The organism is Vibrio sp. Isolate30 (assembly GCF_022397975.1).
In the GTDB taxonomy this organism is placed as follows: Bacteria; Pseudomonadota; Gammaproteobacteria; order Enterobacterales; family Vibrionaceae; genus Vibrio; species Vibrio fortis.
On record NZ_JAKEUS010000014.1, the window covers coordinates 17767 to 38084 of the forward strand.

The 20318-nt window shown below is 47.4% G+C and carries 16 protein-coding genes; 10 read left to right on the top strand and 6 right to left on the bottom strand.

Going from position 1 to position 20318, the window contains the following annotated elements; all coding sequences use genetic code 11:
• The first annotated feature begins 36 nt into the window (after nt 1–36).
• The 4 genes from ccoG (at nt 37) to L1D60_RS21940 (ending at nt 4270) form a co-directional block, all read left to right on the top strand.
• Entirely contained in the window at nt 37–1455 is a 1419-nt protein-coding gene (ccoG, locus tag L1D60_RS21925; RefSeq protein WP_239842979.1) for a cytochrome c oxidase accessory protein CcoG, read from the top strand.
• A gap of 74 nt (nt 1456–1529) precedes the next feature.
• The gene (locus tag L1D60_RS21930) at nt 1530–2516 is read left to right on the top strand and encodes a serine/threonine protein kinase (RefSeq protein WP_239842980.1); all 987 of its coding nucleotides are present in this window, start codon (nt 1530–1532) and stop codon (nt 2514–2516) included.
• Nucleotides 2517–2566: 50 nt separating this feature from the next.
• On the top strand, nt 2567–3166 hold the full coding sequence (locus L1D60_RS21935; protein WP_032548655.1) for a thiol:disulfide interchange protein DsbA/DsbL: 600 nt from the start codon (nt 2567–2569) through the stop codon (nt 3164–3166).
• A 147-nt stretch (nt 3167–3313) separates the two neighbouring features.
• Nucleotides 3314–4270 carry a DUF2860 domain-containing protein gene (locus tag L1D60_RS21940; protein ID WP_239842981.1) on the top strand — a complete coding sequence of 319 codons (957 nt, stop codon included), beginning with the start codon at nt 3314–3316 and terminating at the stop codon, nt 4268–4270.
• Nucleotides 4271–4301: 31 nt separating this feature from the next.
• Here L1D60_RS21940 and L1D60_RS21945 read toward each other — a convergent pair whose 3' ends face one another.
• Nucleotides 4302–5825 (bottom strand): YifB family Mg chelatase-like AAA ATPase, encoded by a 1524-nt coding sequence (locus L1D60_RS21945; RefSeq protein WP_239842982.1) that lies wholly within the window; start codon nt 5823–5825, stop codon nt 4302–4304.
• A gap of 471 nt (nt 5826–6296) precedes the next feature.
• Between L1D60_RS21945 and ilvG the strand changes: the two genes are divergently transcribed.
• From ilvG to ilvA, 5 genes are read left to right on the top strand one after another with little or no spacing between them, the layout of a single operon-like run.
• Nucleotides 6297–7943: an acetolactate synthase 2 catalytic subunit gene (gene ilvG / locus L1D60_RS21950; RefSeq protein WP_239842983.1), complete on the top strand. Its 1647-nt coding sequence runs from the start codon at nt 6297–6299 to the stop codon at nt 7941–7943.
• 1 nt (nt 7944) lies between these two features.
• Nucleotides 7945–8229 (top strand): acetolactate synthase 2 small subunit, encoded by a 285-nt coding sequence (gene ilvM, locus L1D60_RS21955; protein WP_032548651.1) that lies wholly within the window; start codon nt 7945–7947, stop codon nt 8227–8229.
• A gap of 12 nt (nt 8230–8241) precedes the next feature.
• On the top strand, nt 8242–9192 hold the full coding sequence (locus L1D60_RS21960; RefSeq protein WP_239842984.1) for a branched-chain amino acid transaminase: 951 nt from the start codon (nt 8242–8244) through the stop codon (nt 9190–9192).
• A gap of 18 nt (nt 9193–9210) precedes the next feature.
• Nucleotides 9211–11067: a dihydroxy-acid dehydratase gene (gene ilvD / locus L1D60_RS21965; protein WP_239842985.1), complete on the top strand. Its 1857-nt coding sequence runs from the start codon at nt 9211–9213 to the stop codon at nt 11065–11067.
• A 3-nt stretch (nt 11068–11070) separates the two neighbouring features.
• Nucleotides 11071–12615, top strand: coding sequence for a threonine ammonia-lyase, biosynthetic (gene ilvA / locus L1D60_RS21970; RefSeq protein ID WP_239842986.1), 1545 nt, complete (start codon nt 11071–11073; stop codon nt 12613–12615).
• Between the two features lie 72 nt (nt 12616–12687).
• Here ilvA and punR read toward each other — a convergent pair whose 3' ends face one another.
• Complete coding sequence (gene punR / locus L1D60_RS21975; protein WP_239842987.1) at nt 12688–13602, bottom strand: DNA-binding transcriptional activator PunR; 915 nt, start codon at nt 13600–13602, stop codon at nt 12688–12690.
• Nucleotides 13603–13764: 162 nt separating this feature from the next.
• Between punR and punC the strand changes: the two genes are divergently transcribed.
• Nucleotides 13765–14976 carry a purine nucleoside transporter PunC gene (punC, locus tag L1D60_RS21980; RefSeq protein WP_239842988.1) on the top strand — a complete coding sequence of 404 codons (1212 nt, stop codon included), beginning with the start codon at nt 13765–13767 and terminating at the stop codon, nt 14974–14976.
• 89 nt (nt 14977–15065) lie between these two features.
• Here the strand turns inward: punC and L1D60_RS21985 are convergent, their stop codons facing one another.
• From L1D60_RS21985 to atpD, 4 genes are all read right to left on the bottom strand, one after another.
• On the bottom strand, nt 15066–16679 hold the full coding sequence (locus L1D60_RS21985) for a diguanylate cyclase (RefSeq protein ID WP_239843018.1): 1614 nt from the start codon (nt 16677–16679) through the stop codon (nt 15066–15068).
• A 224-nt stretch (nt 16680–16903) separates the two neighbouring features.
• Nucleotides 16904–18265 carry a bifunctional UDP-N-acetylglucosamine diphosphorylase/glucosamine-1-phosphate N-acetyltransferase GlmU gene (gene glmU / locus L1D60_RS21990; protein WP_239842989.1) on the bottom strand — a complete coding sequence of 454 codons (1362 nt, stop codon included), beginning with the start codon at nt 18263–18265 and terminating at the stop codon, nt 16904–16906.
• A gap of 160 nt (nt 18266–18425) precedes the next feature.
• A complete protein-coding gene (locus L1D60_RS21995; RefSeq protein ID WP_032548643.1) occupies nt 18426–18848 on the bottom strand; it encodes a F0F1 ATP synthase subunit epsilon in 423 nt (140 codons plus the stop codon).
• An 18-nt stretch (nt 18849–18866) separates the two neighbouring features.
• Nucleotides 18867–20270: a F0F1 ATP synthase subunit beta gene (gene atpD / locus L1D60_RS22000; RefSeq protein ID WP_150870625.1), complete on the bottom strand. Its 1404-nt coding sequence runs from the start codon at nt 20268–20270 to the stop codon at nt 18867–18869.
• Nucleotides 20271–20318: the final 48 nt, after the last annotated feature.

Consider the following 20318-nt stretch of genomic DNA (forward strand, 5'->3'; position numbering starts at 1 on the left):
CAAGAAAGGGTACCTATACCATCAAAAGGATAGTCCATGAGTCAGGATAAAATCGATATCAAAGATGTGACTCCTAAAACCTTTAATCCCAAGACACATAAAGGTAATGGAGATCGATTTAACCCCAATAACCGCATCTACGTGCGTGAAAGCAAGGGTAAGTTCCAACAACTGCGCCGCTATGGTGGCTGGTTTCTACTGCTATTGTTTGCGCTGATCCCGTGGATACCGTTTGGAGAGCGACAAGCCATACTGCTCGATATTGGTAATCAGCAGTTTAATTTCTTTGGTACCACGCTCTACCCTCAGGATCTCACCCTGCTGGCGATTCTATTCATGATCGCGGCTTTCGGCCTGTTCTTTATTACCACCTTTTTAGGCCGGGTTTGGTGTGGCTATTTGTGTCCGCAAACCGTTTGGACCTTTATGTACATCTGGTTTGAAGAGAAACTCGAGGGTTCTGCCAACAAACGTAAGAAGCAAGACTCAGGCAAACTCACACCGAATCTAATGATGCGTAAGACCATTAAGCACATCGCTTGGTGGGCAATTGCCTTAGCAACAGGTCTCACCTTTGTTGGTTACTTTATTCCTGTTAAAGAACTAGTCGTTGGTTTCTTCACCTTTGACGCTTCGTTCTGGCCTGTATTTTGGGTGCTGTTCTTCGCTGGCTGTACCTACGCTAATGCGGGTTGGATGCGTTCAATCGTATGTCTACACATGTGTCCGTATGCTCGTTTCCAATCTGCGATGTTTGATAAAGATACCTTTATCGTTGGCTATGACACAGAGCGTGGTGAAAGCCGTGGCCCTCGTTCACGCAAAGCCGACCCTAAAACACTGGGCTTGGGTGACTGTATCGACTGTAACTTGTGTGTTCAGGTATGTCCGACTGGTATCGATATCCGTGACGGCCTGCAATATGAGTGTATTAACTGTGGCGCTTGTATCGATGCCTGTGACCAAACTATGGATCGCATGGGATATGAGAAAGGGCTGATCAACTACACGACAGAACACCGCCTGGAAGGTCACAATACTAAAGTAATGCGACCGAAACTATTGGGTTACGGTGGCGTGCTACTACTGATGATTGGTTTGTTCTTTGTTCAGGTTGCAAGTGTCGATCCAGCTGGCTTAACTGTGCTTCGTGACCGCAACCAACTATTCAGAATCAACACTCAAGGCTTTGTTGAGAACACCTACACGCTCAAAATCATCAACAAAACCCAACAGGTTCAAGAGTACGATTTAAGTGTTAGCGGGTTACCTGAAGCTATCTGGTATGGTAAGCAGACTGTTGCTGTCGACCCAGGCGAAGTATTGAACCTACCAATCAGCTTGGGAGCCGATCCAGAAAAACTCAGCTCACCAGTTTCGACAATTCAGTTTATACTCTCGGATAATGAAGAGTTTACGATGGAAGTTGAAAGCCGCTTTATCAAGAAGCTCTAATATCTAGTGGGTGACCACTTGGTATTTCAACCAATCAATGGAAAAAGGCTCAGTAATGAGCCTTTTTTATTTTTATGACCGAACAAGCTTTTAACTTTGACAACCTGACGCCTGATTTCATGTGGTACGCCCTCGAAAGTATTGGAGTTCGTGCCGAGTCAGGCCTTTTGGCGCTCAATAGCTACGAAAACCGCGTCTATCAATTTAGCGATGAAGACCGTAAGCGCTATGTTGTGAAGTTCTACCGCCCACAGCGTTGGACCAAAGAGCAGATTCAAGAAGAGCATGATTTCGCGCTCGATCTCATTGAACAGGAGATCCCTGTCGCACCGCCGATTAAGATCAACGGTCAAACTCTGCATGAGTATCAAGGCTATCTGTTTGCGCTGTTTGATAGTGTCGGAGGTCGTCAATACGAAGTGGATAACCTGGATCAGTTGGAAGGCGTAGGTCGTTTTCTCGGGCGTATTCACAAAGCAAGTTCTGAAAAGCTATTTCAACACCGACCAACCATCAGCCTTGATGAATACCTACATCAACCACGCAAGATCTTAGAGAATTCACGCTTTATACCAGCACACATCGAATCGGCTTTCTTCAATGATCTCGATATGTTGATTAAGGCACTCGAAGAACAGTGGTCTGACTCAAGTAAAATTATTCGCCTACATGGCGATTGTCACCCAGGCAATATTTTATGGCGTGATGGGCCGATGTTTGTCGATCTTGACGATGCGCGCAATGGTCCAGCGGTTCAAGATCTATGGATGCTCCTCAGTGGTGAACGCCAAGATAAACTGATGCAGCTCGATATTCTTTTAGAGGCTTATCAAGAGTTCTGCGACTTTAACAGCGCAGAATTGAAACTTATTGAACCACTGCGCGGTCTACGTATGGTGCATTACATGGCATGGTTAGCTAAGCGGTGGGACGATCCAGCGTTTCCTCTGGCCTTCCCATGGTTTAATGACCCGAAATACTGGGAGCAACAAGTACTTGCTTGTAAAGAGCAGATTGCTACCCTACAGGAGCCACCACTTTCGTTAATGCCTCAGTGGTAAGGCAACACTGATAGCAAACAAAAAATTCAAACATAATGGAGATTGAATAAATGAAAAAGCTATTCGCATTTTTCTCATTAGTTATGCTGAGCTTATCAGCTCATGCAGCGCAGTTTAACGAAGGTGAGCACTACAAAGTTCTAGATCTAGAGCCTTCAAAAAAACCCGTGGTTACTGAGTTTTTCTCATTCTACTGCCCGCACTGTAATAGCTTCGAACCAATTATTCAGCAGCTAAAAAAACAGCTGCCTGAAGGCGTTAAGCTTCAGAAGAACCACGTATCCTTTATGGGTGGTGCGATGGGTAAACCAATGAGCAAAGCATACGCGACTATGATTGCTCTAAAAGTTGAAGACAAAATGGTTCCAGTGATGTTTAACCGCATCCACAACATGAACAAAGCACCGCGTGATGAAGAAGAGTTGCGTCAAATCTTCCTAGACGAAGGTGTTGATGCGAAGAAATTTGATGCTGCATATAAAGGCTTCGCCGTTGACTCTATGGTTCGTCGCTTTGACAAAGCATTCAAAGACAGCGGCCTATCGGGCGTACCAGCCGTTGTGGTTAACAACCGCTACCTAGTCGATGCACAAGGTATCAACTCTTTAGATGAGTACTTTGCATTGGTTAACTTCTTATTGAAGAAGTAAATCATTGATAAAAGGGAGCTTCGGCTTCCTTTTTTTTGCTATGCTCAAAAAGCATCATTGATAAAAAATTAATCAGGAACCTTTTAGTATTTGGGTTATCTATAGCTTTTCACTACACACTAACAGGTTGGGCAAGGAGCCCCGCGAATGAAATTCAAGATTACGTTAATAGCGTTGAGCATTGCAGCAACCCCTGCTTTTGCCAAATTGGCCGATGAACAAGGCTTCAGCGGTGAAGTCTCCATCAATGCCGGAGTTACCTCGTCTACTTCAAACTTTAATACCGATGGCGATAACACTATCACCTCGAATACACAAGAAGCCTCCTCTGAAAGCTCCTTCTTGGTGGCACCACTGGGCAACATTGCTTACACCTTTGGTGAACGCCTAAATCATCAAGTTTATACAGGTACTGCGCGAGATGACGTAGCGACAGGTACCGTTGTACTCGAAGTCGGTTATAAATATCAGCTGCAATCGGGAATGGTGATTGATGCTTCAGTTCTGCCAACCATCATGTCCGGCGAGACTTGGGCTGACCCATATAACACCACAGGCCCACGTTCAAAAACTGACGAGAAGGGTAACGCCTTTCGTTTGAAACTAAGCAGTATTGCCGGCTCACCATTCTCACTTGATATGGCCTACGCGACCAGGGATGTTGAGCAAGATGACGTACCTGATGAACTCAAGCGTGATGGGAATACTCTCTATCTAAAAGGTCAGTATCGACAACCTCTTAGTCGCAGCTTAATGCTTGTTCCATCCATCATCTACCAAACCCGAGATGCTGATGGCAGTGCAGAGTCTTATGATCAAATTGGTGCAGAGGTTAGCCTATTTGGCGTAGCAGGGCGCCATCAATACGTGCTTACAGCAGGCTATAACCAACGAGATTACGACGGTGGTAATTCCCTGTACAACAACACCGTCCGTAGTGACGACAACATCAACCTGTTTGCTGCTTATGAATACGAAAAGTTCATGAACTGGGACAACTGGTCATTCATTTCATTGGCAGGCTACGGCACCAGTGATTCCAACATTACTTTCTACGATGAGTCTCAATACATCGTTTCTGTTGGTATGAACTACAAGTTCTAATCCATGTACTTCGGTATAGCCAATTTAGTGGCTATACCGCTTGTGCCGTCAACTGCTTCAACAACCTATCCATCGCTCGATACCCCAGCGCCTCTGAAAGGTGCTTCTTGTGAATTTGTTCGCTCCCTTCAAGATCCGCTATTGTACGCGCGACTTTGATGATGCGATGGTAAGCACGAATCGATAAACCCAGCCGATGCAGCGCCGTCTCCAAAAATTGAGCATCTTGTTTATCGAGCGGGCAATGCTTTTCAATTTCTCGACTGCCCAGCAGTGCATTGGGTTTTCCCCCTCGCGCTACCATCACTGACCTTGCCTGAACTACACGCTGCTTAACAACCTGTGTCCCTTCACCTCGATCGCCCCCCTCAGCGAGCATACCTTTGGGCAAAAGCGGGATCTCCAACGACATGTCGAAACGGTCTAAGAGCGGACCAGAGAGCCGATTCAAATAACGCAAAATAATCTGTGGATTCGCTCGTGCTTGATTACCTTCATAGTATCCCGTCGGGCTTGGATTCAACGCGCCAACTAGCTGAAAACGCGCAGGGAAACGAGTCTTTCCCGCCGCACGTGAGATGATGATCTCTCCCGACTCCAAAGGCTCTCGCAATGAATCAAGGACCTTTCGCTCAAACTCCGGCATCTCATCAAGGAACAACAACCCATTATGCGCCAGCGAGATCTCTCCCGGCCTTGGGATCGAGCCGCCCCCTACTAAAGCTGCCATAGAGCTGGAGTGATGAGGGGAACGAAACGGGCGCAGCTTCCAGTTGTGCTGATTGATCTCTTGTTGGGTAAGTGACGCCACCGAAGCCGTCTCCATTGCCTCATCATCACTCATCTCAGGCAACAGATCACAAAGGCGTGAAGCAAGCATGGTCTTGCCCGTGCCGGGTGGGCCTAAAAACAGTAAGTTATGATTGCCAGCAGCCGCAATCTCTAGAGCTCGCTTCCCTTGTTGTTGACCAATAATATCTTGCAGATCTCGAGTCATACTTTGTTGATGTCGAGGCTCAGATACGTCATTTAAGTTCAATGTGCTTTGACCACAAAGATAACCACACACCTCCAGTAATGTTTGAGCTGACTTGTGTTCCCCTTGCCCAACCAAAGCAGCTTGCTCACCGTTATCATGGGGCACCACCAACGCACGACTCGCCTTATCGCACGCCAATGTTGCGGGCAATACTCCCTTAACCCTGCGCAATTCACCAGACAAGGCGAGCTCTCCTATGAACTCATGGCTCAATACTTTGGTTTCAGGCAACTGCTCAGAGGCGACTAAAATACCCAACGCAATTGGCAAGTCAAACCGCCCTCCCTCTTTGGGCAGATCAGCGGGAGCAAGATTGACTGTGATACGCTTTGCTGGAAATTCGAACCGTGAGTTGATGATCGCACTGCGTACACGGTCTTTAGACTCTTTCACCGTGGTCTCTGGTAATCCCACCAAAGAGAACCCCGGCATTCCGTTACTAATATGCACCTCAACAGTGACCGCAGGCGCTTCCACTCCTACGCTGGCGCGACTATGAATAATTGCGAGTCCCATAGCTTTCCTTTGTTATTGATTTAAAAGTATTCAGCTTGGGTATTAGTTCCTCACCAAAGCTATAAGGATGTTATATAGCTTGGTGGAATGAGTTTTTAATGTGAAAAAAGAATGACATTTTGCTTGTCATGAAACAGTTTTATGTGATAACACTAGAGATAGATGGTTTTACATACGACAATCGACGAGAAAGCTCGGATTTTATGACACTAAACACACGCCTTTACGCACTGATTAACCTGATTATCGTGGTCATTATTATGACGACGCGGGGGCGTGTGGATAAAAAATAGCCACAAATTTTTAAAACCCCCGCACTGACAAGTCCGGGGGTTTTTTCTAATTTATAGATTCGATTTTTATATTTTGAAGCATTTTCGGCTACGCCGATAGACAGGAAGAATGGGAGCACACGATGTGCAGCAACAAAAGAAATAGTTACCAAAATACCGGTAACCAGGGGGATTTACGATGAAAGGTGCAGAATTAGTCGTATCCGCTTTGAAGCAGCAAGGTATAGACACGGTATTTGGTTATCCAGGCGGTGCCATAATGCCAATCTACGATGCATTGTACGACGGTGGAGTGGAACACATCCTATGTCGTCACGAGCAAGGTGCTGCAATGGCTGCCATAGGAATGGCAAGAGCCACTCAGGATGTTGCAGTATGTATGGCGACCTCTGGTCCAGGCGCCACTAACCTAGTCACCGGCCTTGCCGATGCATTTATGGACTCCATCCCCCTCGTCGCCATTACTGGCCAAGTCGCTAGCTCCCACATTGGTACTGATGCCTTCCAAGAAATGGATGTGATTGGTATGTCTCTCTCTTGTACCAAGCACAGCTACCTCGTTACCGATATTGAAGACCTCGCCCCAACCTTGGCAGAGGCCTTTGAAGTAGCGAAAACTGGTCGTCCTGGTCCAGTTATCGTTGATATCGCTAAAGATGTACAACTTGCTGAAGCGCCAGTCGAAGTTCTCCCTTCTTTCACGCCACCAGCAATACCAGTAGCGCCACAAGAAGCAATCGAGACCGCACAACAAGTACTTTCTCAAGCGACCCGCCCTGTACTTTACGTAGGTGGTGGCGTTCAGTTGGCAAAAGCAACCGACTCCGTTCGTGAGTTCTTACGCCTTAATCCAATGCCAGCAGTGAGTACACTGAAAGGCTTGGGGACTATTGAGCGCAATGACCCACACTATTTAGGCATGCTAGGCATGCACGGTACCAAAGCGGCGAACTTAGTCGTTCAAGAATCCGACCTACTTATCGTAGTCGGTGCACGCTTCGATGACCGAGTGACAGGCAAGCTGGATACCTTTGCACCGCATGCTAAGGTGATTCACATCGATATCGATGCGGCAGAGATCCATAAGCTGCGTCATGCACACGCGCCACTGCGCGGCGACATCAACACCATTCTTCCACAGTTAGAGTTAACTCAAGACATCAGCCCTTGGGTTCATCACTCAGAGAGCTTACGCAGTACATTCAAATGGCGCTATGACCATCCAGGCGATCCAATCTTCGCACCACTGCTACTTAAACAGCTTTCTGACATGATGCCGGATAGCTCGATTGTCTCGACCGACGTTGGTCAGCACCAGATGTGGGCGGCTCAGCACATTCAACCGCGTGACCCACAGAACTTCATCACCTCAGCGGGCTTAGGCACGATGGGGTTTGGTCTACCTGCAGCGATGGGAGCAGCTGTTGCTCGACCTGATGACCAGTCGATTCTGATCTCTGGTGATGGTTCATTCATGATGAACGTTCAGGAGCTAGGTACGCTTAAACGTCGTCAGATCCCAGTGAAGATGGTGCTACTCAACAACTCACGTCTCGGCATGGTACGTCAGTGGCAATCCCTGTTCTTCGATGGTCGCCACAGTGAAACCATTCTTGATGACAACCCAGATTTCGTAATGCTAGCGAAAGCCTTCGATATTCCGGGCAAAACCATCACCAAAAAGGAAGAGGTTGAGCCTGCGATTAAAGAGATGCTTGAGAGCAAAACCGCTTACCTTCTGCATGTCCTGATCGACGAAGAAGAAAACGTATGGCCACTTGTACCACCTGGTGCATCAAATAGTGATATGTTGGAGAACACGTAACATGGAAAGATATTTACTAGACATCAAAGCCGACGATAAACCGGTACTGTTAGAGCGTGTTCTTCGTGTCATTCGCCACCGCGGCTTTATTGTTAAGCAGGTTGCAGGGACGCAAAACCACGAAAGTAAAATCGCGAGCGTTGAGATCATCGTAGATAGTGACCGCCCTATCTCTTTCTTGGTTAATCAGATTGAAAAGCTATGGGATGTACGCACGGTAGATGTGATTTCCATTAGCCGTAACGAACTACCAAACAACAATTTACAACAAAAGATTGGTGCATAAGGAAGCGCAAACATGACAGCAAAAACAGCAGACTACATTTGGTTTAATGGCGAGATGGTTCCTTGGGCTGAGGCGAACGTTCACGTCTTAACTCATGCTATGCACTACGGCACTTCAGTATTTGAAGGCGTTCGTTGCTACAACACACCAAATGGCCCAATCATTTTCCGTCACCCAGAGCACGCTAAGCGCCTAAAAGACTCAGCGAAGATCTACCGCTTCCCAATTCCTTACACGGAAGAGCAGATCATGGAAGCAACACGCGAAACACTGCGTCAGAACAAACTAGAATCTGCCTACATCCGCCCTCTTGGTTTTGTCGGTAACGTTGGTCTGGGTGTATGTCCACCAGAAAACACGGAAATGGACCTCATCATCGCGGCCTTCCCATGGGGTTCATACCTAGGTGAAGAAGCACTAGAAAATGGCGTAGATGCGATGATTTCAAGCTGGAATCGTGCAGCGCCTAACACCATCCCAACAGCAGCAAAAGCGGGCGGTAACTACCTATCATCACTACTGGTTGGTGGTGAAGCTCGTCGCCATGGCTATGATGAGGGTATCGCACTGAGTGTTGATGGTTACCTTTCAGAAGGTGCCGGTGAGAACATCTTTGTCGTGAAAGATGGCGTGATCACTACACCACCAGCGACCAGCGCAATCCTGCCTGGTATTACACGCGACAGCATCATGACTCTGGCACGCGATCGCGGCTATGAAGTTCGTGAAGCGAATATTGCACGTGAAGCGCTTTACCTAGCGGATGAAATATTCATGACGGGTACTGCAGCCGAAATCGTGCCAGTACGTACAGTTGATAAGATTGAAGTCGGTTGTGGTAAACGCGGCCCAATCACTAAAGTAATGCAAGACCTTTACTTTGGCCTATTCAACGGCACCACCGAAGATAAGTGGGGCTGGTTGGATTACGTTTACCCAGAACAAGCACCTTCAGCTCAATAATTTATAAGGAAGTAGCAAATGTCTTCGGCTCCAAAAATCAAATATCGCAGCGCAACTACCACTCACGGCCGCAACATGGCGGGTGCTCGTGCCCTTTGGCGTGCAACGGGTGTAAAAGATGATGACTTCGGTAAGCCAATCATCGCGGTTGTAAACTCATTCACTCAATTTGTTCCAGGCCACGTTCACCTAAAAGACATGGGGCAGCTGGTCGCGGGTGAAATCGAAAAAGCGGGCGGTATCGCTAAAGAATTCAATACCATTGCGGTTGATGACGGCATCGCGATGGGTCACGGCGGCATGCTTTACTCATTGCCTTCACGTGAATTGATCGCGGACTCTGTAGAGTACATGGTTAATGCACACTGTGCCGATGCGATGGTATGTATCTCTAACTGTGACAAAATCACTCCGGGAATGATGATGGCGGCTATGCGCCTCAACATCCCTGTAATCTTTGTTTCAGGTGGCCCAATGGAAGCAGGTAAAACCAAGCTTTCTGATCAGATCATCAAGCTAGACCTTGTTGATGCGATGATCCAAGGTGCCGATCCAACGGTTTCAGATGAGCAGAGCGAACAGATCGAGCGTTCAGCTTGTCCAACTTGTGGCTCTTGTTCGGGTATGTTCACAGCAAACTCAATGAACTGTCTAACTGAAGCTCTAGGTCTATCTCAACCAGGTAACGGCTCAATGCTAGCAACCCACGCTGACCGTGAGCAGCTGTTCATCAACGCAGGTAAGCGTGTTGTTGAACTGACTAAGCGCTACTACGATCAAGGCGACGAATCAGCACTGCCGCGCAATATTGCTAACCGCGCAGCCTTTGAAAACGCGATGGCACTAGATATCGCTATGGGTGGCTCTAGTAACACGGTTCTTCACCTTCTCGCAGCAGCGCAAGAAGGCGAAGTCGACTTTGACATGAACGATATCGATGAAATGTCACGTCGCGTTCCTCACCTATGTAAAGTGGCGCCATCAACTCAGAAATACCACATGGAAGACGTACACCGCGCAGGTGGTGTGATGGCGATTCTGGGTGAGCTAGACCGTGCAGGCCTACTCAATGGTTCAACAAGTACTGTTCTTGGTATGACAATGCAAGAGCAGCTGGCTGAATACGACATCATGCAAACCGAGAATGAAGACGTTCTTAAGTTCTTCCGTGCGGGCCCTGCTGGTATCCGTACAACCCAAGCCTTCTCTCAAGATTGCCGCTGGGATCGCCTTGATGACGATCGCACCGATGGTTGTATCCGCTCAAAAGAGAACGCATTTAGCCAAGAGGGTGGCCTAGCCGTTCTTTCAGGTAACATCGCGGTTGACGGCTGTATCGTTAAAACAGCAGGTGTCGATGAAGAAAACCTCAAGTTCCAAGGCCCAGCTATCGTATTCGAAAGCCAAGATACAGCGGTAGAAGGCATCCTAGGTGGTAAAGTGAAAGCCGGTGAAGTGGTTGTTATCCGCTACGAAGGCCCTAAAGGTGGCCCAGGTATGCAAGAGATGCTATACCCAACGACTTACCTGAAGTCTATGGGTCTAGGCAAGTCTTGTGCACTGCTAACGGACGGTCGTTTCTCTGGTGGTACGTCTGGTCTATCTATTGGTCACGCCTCTCCAGAAGCCGCAAGTGGCGGTACCATCGGCCTTGTCCAAGATGGCGACATCATCACGATCGATATCCCTAGCCGTTCAATCTCATTAGACGTGTCAGAAGAAGAACTTGCTGCTCGTCGTGCAAAACAGGATGAACTAGGTTGGAAACCAGCCGATCGCCAACGTGAAGTGTCATTCGCCCTTAAAGCATACGCAAGCATGGCAACCAGTGCAGACAAAGGCGCAGTGCGCGATAAGTCGAAGCTTGAGGGCTAATCTATGAGTGATGACACCTCAACGCCCCATCTACAATCTGGTGCAGATTATCTGCGCCAGATATTAAGAGCGCCGGTTTATGAAGCGGCTATCGTTACGCCGCTGCAAGAGATGCCACGCCTGAGTGCGCGTATTGGTAATCAGGTTCAGCTTAAACGTGAAGACCGTCAGCCGGTACACTCATTCAAGCTACGCGGTGCCTATAACATGGTATCTAGCCTGTCTGAGCAGCAGAAAGCCTCTGGCGTGATTGCAGCCTCGGCGGGTAACCACGCTCAAGGTATGGCGCTATCTGGCTCTAAGCTAGGTATCCAGACCACGATTGTAATGCCAAAAACCACCCCAGACATTAAGGTCGATGCGGTACGTGGTTTCGGTGGCAACGTGGTTCTGCACGGCAGCAACTTTGACGAAGCTAAAGCAGAAGCAGAACGCCTTTCCGCTGAACATGGCTATACCTTTGTGCCTCCATTCGATCACCCGTTGGTGATCGCGGGACAAGGCACTATGGGCATGGAGATGCTGCAGCAGAATGGTCACCTAGATTACATCTTTGTACCTGTCGGTGGTGGTGGTCTAGCGGCAGGTGTTGCTGTGCTGGTTAAACAGCTAATGCCAGAGATTAAAGTTATCGCAGTAGAACCAGAAGACTCTTCTTGTCTCAAAGCAGCACTAGATGCTGGTGAACCCGTGGTACTGGATCAAGTCAGCATGTTTGCCGATGGCGTTGCGGTTAAACGTATTGGTGAAGAGACCTTCCGTCTGTGCCAGCAATACATCGATGGCCACATTGCCGTTTCTAGTGATGAGATCTGCTCTGCAGTAAAAGACATCTTTGAAGACACGCGCGCGATTGCCGAACCCTCAGGTGCATTGGCACTGGCCGGCTTGAAGAAGTTTGCTGAGCAGAACCAACTGCAAGACAAGCAGTTGGCGACGGTATTGTCTGGCGCTAACACCAACTTCCATGGTTTGCGTTATGTGTCGGAGCGTTGTGAGCTAGGTGAGAAGCGAGAAGGCTTGCTTGCCGTGACCATACCTGAACGTCAAGGTGCATTCCTAGAATTCTGTAATATTATTGGTGGCCGAGCTGTCACTGAGTTCAACTACCGTCATAACGATGACAGCTTAGCCAATATCTTCGTAGGTGTTCGTCTCAATGGCGGACAGGAAGAGCTGGATAATATCATCTCTGATCTTCGTGAAGGGGGTTACCCAGTGGTTGACCTTTCTGATGATGAGATGGCGAAGCTGCATATCCGTTATATGATTGGTGGTAAGCCCTCAAAACCAATAAAAGAGCGTTTGTATAGCTTTGAATTCCCAGAATACCCAGGCGCTCTGATCAAGTTCCTAGATACGCTTGGGACACACTGGAACATCAGCCTGTTCAACTACCGTAACCACGGTGCTGATTATGGTCGCGTTCTATGTGGATTTGAATTGAGTGATGACGACCTCGCACAATTCTCAACCCATCTGCGTGAGTTAGGCTACCAATGCAAAGACGAGACAGATAACCCTTCATACAAGTTCTTCTTGTCCTAATAGGTTGTTATCTAATAGAAAAGAGCGAGTATTCACTCGCTCTTTTTGATCTTAGCTAGAAAGATCCTTTCACTAGATCGCCTTACGATGATCCAGCCAATCTCGATGCAGTTGATCACTGGATCCTAAGTAGTTGACCATCCACTCGATCAACTTATGGTTATCATCTTTTCGCCATACCAGACAGCACTGACTTAGCGGGCTAGGCTCAGGCAAAATCTTTTCCACCAGCAATCCCTGCTCAATGATAGGGGCTGCAATATGACGTGGCATATAGCCCACCCCGACACCATTTTTAAGGCACTCAATGGCACTGTACCAGTTGGGGAGCAGCAAGCGCCTCTGGTTTGCGTAGTGTCCCGTATGACGCTTGGGCAATACGCTCGAGGTATCGTCTAAACAGATAGCGGGGAACTGACTAACAAAGGCCTCATCAAGGTACTGCTCTCGCACACATGGGTGGCTGGGCGACATAACAAATGCCCAATCGAGCGGTCCCATCTCCTTAACCTCAAAATCACCGCCAACAGGGATCGCAGAGGTTGCACCAATCACAATATCGGCACGACCTTGGGCTATAGCTTCCCAAGAGCCATTGAACACCTCCATATTGATCTGCAATTCTGCAAAATCAAAAGTCTCATAGAACTCTTCAATCATCGGCTTCATTTTGTCGAGCTTAACCACGTTATCTAAGGTTAAGCGCAAGGTCTTTTTCCACCCTCGAGCCGCTCGCTTAGTCTGGGCGCTAACCTCTTCCATCTGGCGCAATAGAGATCGAGCCTCGTCGATAAATACCTCTCCTGCAGGTGTCAGCTCAACCTTTCTTGGCAAGCGCTTAAATAGCAGTACGCCAAGTTCTTGCTCTATCTGGCGAACCCCGTAGCTGATCGCCGATGGCACCTTGTGCAATTGCTCAGCAGCCGCAGTGAAGCTCCCTAGCCTCGCTACTGTATCAAGCATTTCTAACGATGATTTTGAGAACATAAGCCTTCAAATTTTTTGATTGATAACTACATATTTTAGCGTTTTATTTTAACAGAACAGAAAAATAGAATGTCAGCGTACATAAAACGGGCATGACGTCACCCAACAACTAACAATAATTTTGATGATAAATACATCACTACAACAGCTTAATGGCATTTTATGAATATTTCTAAGTTTCAGCTGACCTACCTTGCGGTTCTATCCATGCTAGGTTTTATTGCGACCGATATGTATCTACCTGCATTTAAGGCAATGGAGATCGACTTTGCAACCGGTCCAGAGCAGATTGCTCTATCTCTAACGGTATTCCTTGGCGGCATGGCTATGGGTCAGCTTCTTTGGGGTCTTGCGAGTGATAAGTATGGCCACCGCAACACACTGGCTGTCGGTCTCGTTCTGTTTACGGCAGCCTCATTTGGTTTGGCGTTCAGTACCGAGGTTTGGCAGCTACTGACACTGCGCTTTATCCAAGCAATCGGGGTGTGTGCACCTGCTGTGATCTGGCAAGCAATGGTTATCAAGCGATACTCACAAAGCAGCAGCCAACAAATTTTTGCCACCATCATGCCTTTAGTGGCCCTATCTCCAGCGCTGGCGCCTCAACTGGGTGTGCTTCTAGCGGATAACTTTGGTTGGCACAGCATCTTCATTACTCTAACTCTAATGGGCGCGCTATTGGTTGCAACTACCATGGCTCAACCAAAAGAGCAACCTGAGGTAAAACAGACCTCTGTTAAGTCTGATATTAAGGCGTTGGTGAAATCAAAACCTTACATGGGTAACGTATTGATGTTTGCTTCGGCATCGGCAGCCTTCTTTGCTTACCTTACAGGTATGCCAGAGATCATGTCTCAATTAGGCTATGAAGCTAAAGACATTGGCTTGAGCTTTATCCCACAGACGATTGCATTCATGGCAGGTGGTTACTTTGGTAAACAAGCGGTGAAGAAATACGGTGATGGTGTTGTGTTGCGTAATCTAGTGGGCCTGTTCAGCGTTGCGGCAATGCTGATCTTTATTGCCTCACAATGGGAGCTCACATCAATTTGGCCTCTACTAGCACCATTCTGTCTGATTGCTGTAGCGAACGGCGCGATGTACCCGATTGTAGTCAACCGCGCCCTATCTAGTGCTAAACAGAGCCCTGCAACCGCAGCTGGTCTGCAGAACAGCCTGCAAATCTGTATCAGTAGTTTAGCAAGTGCATTGGTTGCAGCAATGGCAAGCCAAGCACTGAGCGTGACTGGCGTGGCGATTGTTATCTGTTTGGGTAGTCTATGGTTTGGTTATATCTACTCAAACAAAGAGTTGTCTCAGCACTTCTCTGCGCCAGATAACTCTCGTGTTGTTGCGGAAGAGAATCAAGACTAGTCGGAGACTCTATTTGTAATCTTCAAATAGTCTCTGTAAAAACCAAAAGAGCGAGTTCAATACTCGCTCTTTTATCATCTAACTAAATTCTATCGGCGCTCATTCTCAACCACTTCCAGTGCCGGTGCTTTATGTCGGCTGTACTCATCATAGTTAATCACTCGACTGCGTCCCATATCTTTGGCCATGTATAGTGCGTTATCTGCCATCTTAACTAGAGATTCAGTATCTGAAGCTGGCTTTGGATAAGTCGCCACACCAATAGAGACCCCTAACTGACCTAGAGATAAACCTTTGTGTTCAAGGTGCATCGAGCGCACTGCATCACATAGAACTTGGGCGAACTCTGTGGCTTGCTCCATCGAGTAGTGTGGCAGCAAAACGGCGAGCTCTTCTCCGCCGAGGCGACATGCAATTTCGTCTTCACTGACACTTTGCTTAAGCAGTGCACTGATCTCTTTTAATACAAAATCACCCGCATCATGACCAAAGTTGTCATTAAAGCGCTTGAAGTGATCCAAATCGAGCATTAACAATGATAGTGGTTGCTCGCTGGTGGCTGAATTCATCGAGTGCTCTTCTAATTTCTGCTCGAAGAAACGACGATTGAATAGACCGGTGAGTGGATCGCTTAAGGCCTGCGAGCGCAGCTTCTCTTGCAGGCTGAGGTTAGCCAGAGCCAAGCCTAAGTGCTCTGAAACACTAAAGGCAAGCTGCTCGGTGATAGGGTCAATCTTGATATGACCTTGACCAAAATAGAGATGCATTATGCCAATGGTATTACCGTGAGCGGTTAATGGGATGCACAAGGTTTGGTTATTTTCCATATCGTGCATGTGTCCGCAGGTTAACGAGTGGAAATCATCATTAGATTGATGCGGACGTCCCTTACGTAGCGACCAACACTCCTCTGGCGCAAAGCTGGAGCTACCCGGCCAGGTATCTCCCCAGTCTAACTGAGTAATCAATTGGTTACGTGAAGCACGCATCAATGAAACACTACCGTTAATTTTGCCAAGAATTCTTGGCAGGATATCCGAAACGATCTGCTGCGCTTCGACCATGTTGTTACACGCTGCCAGCATATTTGCTAGACGGTGCATCAATTCTATTTCATGAGTACGCTGACGAATGCGTTCATCTTGCTTCTTCTGCTCTTCTTCCACACGATGAGTGATCTGGCGGTTGCTGACATAAGAAGTACCAATCAAAAAGCTCAAACTCAGCAACACCATACCAATCAGAATCCCCATCAACTGGAAGTTCATCTGTTTAAGCTGATGCATTGGTGAGGAGATCACCACCACAAAGTCTTTGCCCTGCACACTCTCTTTCTGTGAGTAGTAGATTCGGTCAATAGAGGTAACGGTACTAAAACGCACATCACTACCATTTCCATGCTTAAGAGCCTGCTGAAACTCGGGACGGTCGCTATGGTTTTCAACACGAGCAAGTGCATGATCAGAGAGGTCGGTATCACCAATCACAACCCCCTGTGGATCGATGACTTGAATCCTCAGTCGCGTATTGGCTTGGGTGAGATCACCAATGTAGTCATCGATATCGGTATCAGCGGTAAACGAGTCGCTATCCTCGCGAATCTCATAGATTACATCTGACATTAACGAGACCAAGTGCTCGCGCTCGTTCTCAACCACCAGCTTTTCCAACGTTACGTAAAAGCCGTACAGCCCAATTAGCATTGAAAAAGATAAGATGATGATCGGCATGGTCTGCCATTTTTTTTCAACCAATCTCATTATCTCTATTTCACCTTAACTTTACAGAACCCCAACCTGAATAATAACAATACAACAACAAAATACAATTAGAGCATTGATGAATTTATTAGCAGCGCACAATAAAAAGAGCCAGTTACTCGCGTAACTGGCTCTTTCATATATCTATTGTTCAATAATCGATGCGATTATTTTTTCTTCACTGGACGCTGCCAATTTGCAATCTTGCGCTCTTTAGCGCGGCTGATCACTAGTTCGCTCTCAGCAACATCACGAGTAACTGTTGAGCCTGCACCAACTGTTGCACCATTGGCAATCGTCACAGGAGCAATCAACTGGCTATCAGAGCCAACAAACACGTCATCGCCAATGATAGTCTTGAACTTGTTCGCGCCGTCATAGTTACAAGTAATAGCACCTGCACCAACGTTAACGCGTTGACCAATCTCTGCATCGCCAAGATAAGTCAAGTGGTTCGCCTTAGAGCCTTCACCTAGACGCGTATTCTTCACTTCCACGAAGTTACCTACGTGTGAGTCATTACGCATGTCTGCACCCGGGCGCAGACGAGTAAATGGACCAACTGTACAATCTTCACCAACGGTTGCACCTTCAATAACGCTATATGGGCGAATCACTGTGTTGTCATCGATTTCACAATCTTTAAGTACACAACCCGCACCAATAGTCACGTTATCACCAATGCTTACGCTACCTTCGATGATCACGTTAACATCGATCTCTACGTCCATACCACATTGCAGTTCACCACGTAGGTCAAAACGGCTTGGGTCACGTAGCATAACACCTTGCTTCAACAGTTTGTCTGCTTGTTCTGCTTGGTACGCGCGCTCTAGACGAGCCAGTTGAGAGCGATCGTTAACGCCTTCAACTTCAATTGGGCTGTTTGGGTGTACCGCTTCTACCGCACGACCTTCATCGTGAGCTGCAGCAATAACATCTGTTAGGTAGTATTCGCCCTGTGCGTTGTCATTGCTTAAGCCAGACAACCAACGCTTAAGATCACCACCTGTCGCAACCATAACGCCAGTGTTGATCTCTTTAATCAGTTTCTGTTCGTCTGTCGCATCTTTTTGCTCAACGATTGCCACTACAGGACCGTTACGACGAATAATACGGCCGTAACCTGTTGGGTTATCTAGCACAACCGTCAACAGCGCTATACCGCTTGTTGGTTGTGCGTCTAATAGGTTTTCAATGGTTTCAGCTGAGATCAGTGGTACATCACCATACAGAATCAGCACTTTCTCATCATCAGCAAAGTGCGCTGACGCTTGGTCAACCGCGTGACCTGTGCCTAACTGCTCCGCTTGCAGCGCCCAGTTTACTGATTCTTCAGCCAAAGTAGCCTTCATCTGATCGCCACCGTGGCCGTATACAAGGTGGATGTTTTGTGCACCCAAACCGTTACAGGTATCGATAACGTGTTTCACCATCGGCTTACCAGCAAGCGTGTGCAGCACCTTTGGTGTGTTTGAGTACATGCGAGTGCCTTTACCCGCCGCGAGGATAACCGCGCTGAAATTCATGGAACAACCTATCTGACGTTATTTTAGTTAAGACGATATTGTAACCGTTTTTGGCTAACAAATTAAATAATCTGATGATTTAACGCATATGCTTTATCCAAAAACGCAAAAAGGCGACCCTTAGGTCGCCTTTATCTCAGTATCGATAACTTCTATAAAATTAACGACGCTGTTTTGTCAGTTCGATAACTCGTAACTGAGCAATGGCTTTAGCCAGTTCACCGGCCGCTTGTGCGAAGTCCATGTCGCCATGCTGATTTTGGATATTCTCCACAGCCTTGCGTTTAGCTTCTTCCGCCTTTGCTGCGTCTAGCTCTTCACCACGGATAGCTGTATCAGCCAGTACAGTCGCTGTACCAGGCTGAACTTCTACCATACCACCAGAAACATAAATGATTTCTTCGTGGCCGTGCTGCTTAACAATACGCACCATACCAGGCTTGATAGCGGTCAGCAGCGGTGTGTGACCATGGAAAATACCAAGTTCACCTTCGCTACCGGTCACCTGAAACGTCTCAACAAGACCAGAGAAAAGCTTTTTCTCTGCGCTTACTACGTCTAGGTGAAAGGTTATTGCTGCCATATCGCCTCCTAGTTAGCCTTATAGCTTCTTAGCATTCTCAATAGCTTCGTCGATAGTACCGCAGTACATGAACGCTTGCTCTGGAATGTCATCGTATTCACCGTCTAGTAGACCTTTGAAGCCACGTAGAGTCTCTTTAAGAGGTACGTAAACGCCTGGGTCACCTGTAAATACTTCCGCTACGTGGTAAGGCTGAGTTAGGAACTTCTCAATCTTACGAGCACGAGATACAACTTGCTTATCTTCTTCAGATAGCTCGTCCATACCTAGAATAGCAATAATGTCTTTAAGCTCTTTGTAGCGCTGAAGTGTACGTTGTACACCTTGAGCGATATCGTAGTGCTCTTGACCAACTACTAGTGGATCTAGTTGACGTGAAGTTGAATCTAGCGGGTCGATCGCTGGGTATAGACCCATAGCTGCGATGTTACGGTTAAGTACAACCGTTGCATCCAAGTGCGCGAACGTTGTTGCTGGAGATGGGTCAGTCAAGTCATCTGCAGGTACATATACCGCCTGTACAGACGTGATAGAGCCTTGCTTAGTTGACGTGATACGCTCTTGTAGAACACCCATTTCTTCCGCTAGTGTAGGTTGGTAACCTACCGCAGAAGGCATACGGCCTAGAAGTGCTGATACCTCAGTACCTGCAAGCGTGTAACGGTAGATGTTATCTACGAATAGTAGAACGTCACGACCTTCGTCACGGAAACGCTCTGCCATTGTTAGACCAGTCAGTGCAACACGTAGACGGTTACCTGGTGGCTCGTTCATCTGACCGTAAACCATCGCTACTTTAGATTCTTCAGGTTTTTCAACGTTTACAACGCCTGCTTCCTGCATCTCAAAGTAGAAATCGTTACCTTCACGAGTACGCTCACCTACACCTGCAAATACAGATAGGCCAGAGTGCTGAAGTGCGATGTTGTTGATAAGTTCCATCATGTTAACGGTCTTACCTACACCTGCACCACCGAATAGACCGATTTTACCACCCTTAGCGAATGGACAAACCAAGTCGATTACTTTAACGCCAGTCTCTAGAAGTGCTGTCTCGTTAGACTGCTCTTCGTAGCTAGGCGCTTCGCGGTGAATTGCGTAGTGCTCTTCTGCACCGATTTCACCACACTCATCAATCGCGTCACCTAGAACGTTCATGATACGACCTAGGGTCTTAGTACCTACTGGTACTGAGATTGGCGCGCCAGTATTTTCTACTGTCAAACCACGACGTAAACCATCAGAGCTACCCATTACGATTGCGCGAACTACGCCACCGCCAAGTTGTTGCTGAACTTCAAGAACTAGACGTTCTTTAGCTTCAGTAACGTTCAGAGCGTCGTATACACGTGGTACTTCACCCTGTGGGAACTCTACGTCGACTACTGCACCGATGATCTGTACGATCTTACCTGTAGCCATCGTTAATCCTCTAACTATTTAGTTTTACCTAAGCTTTAACCGAAAAAG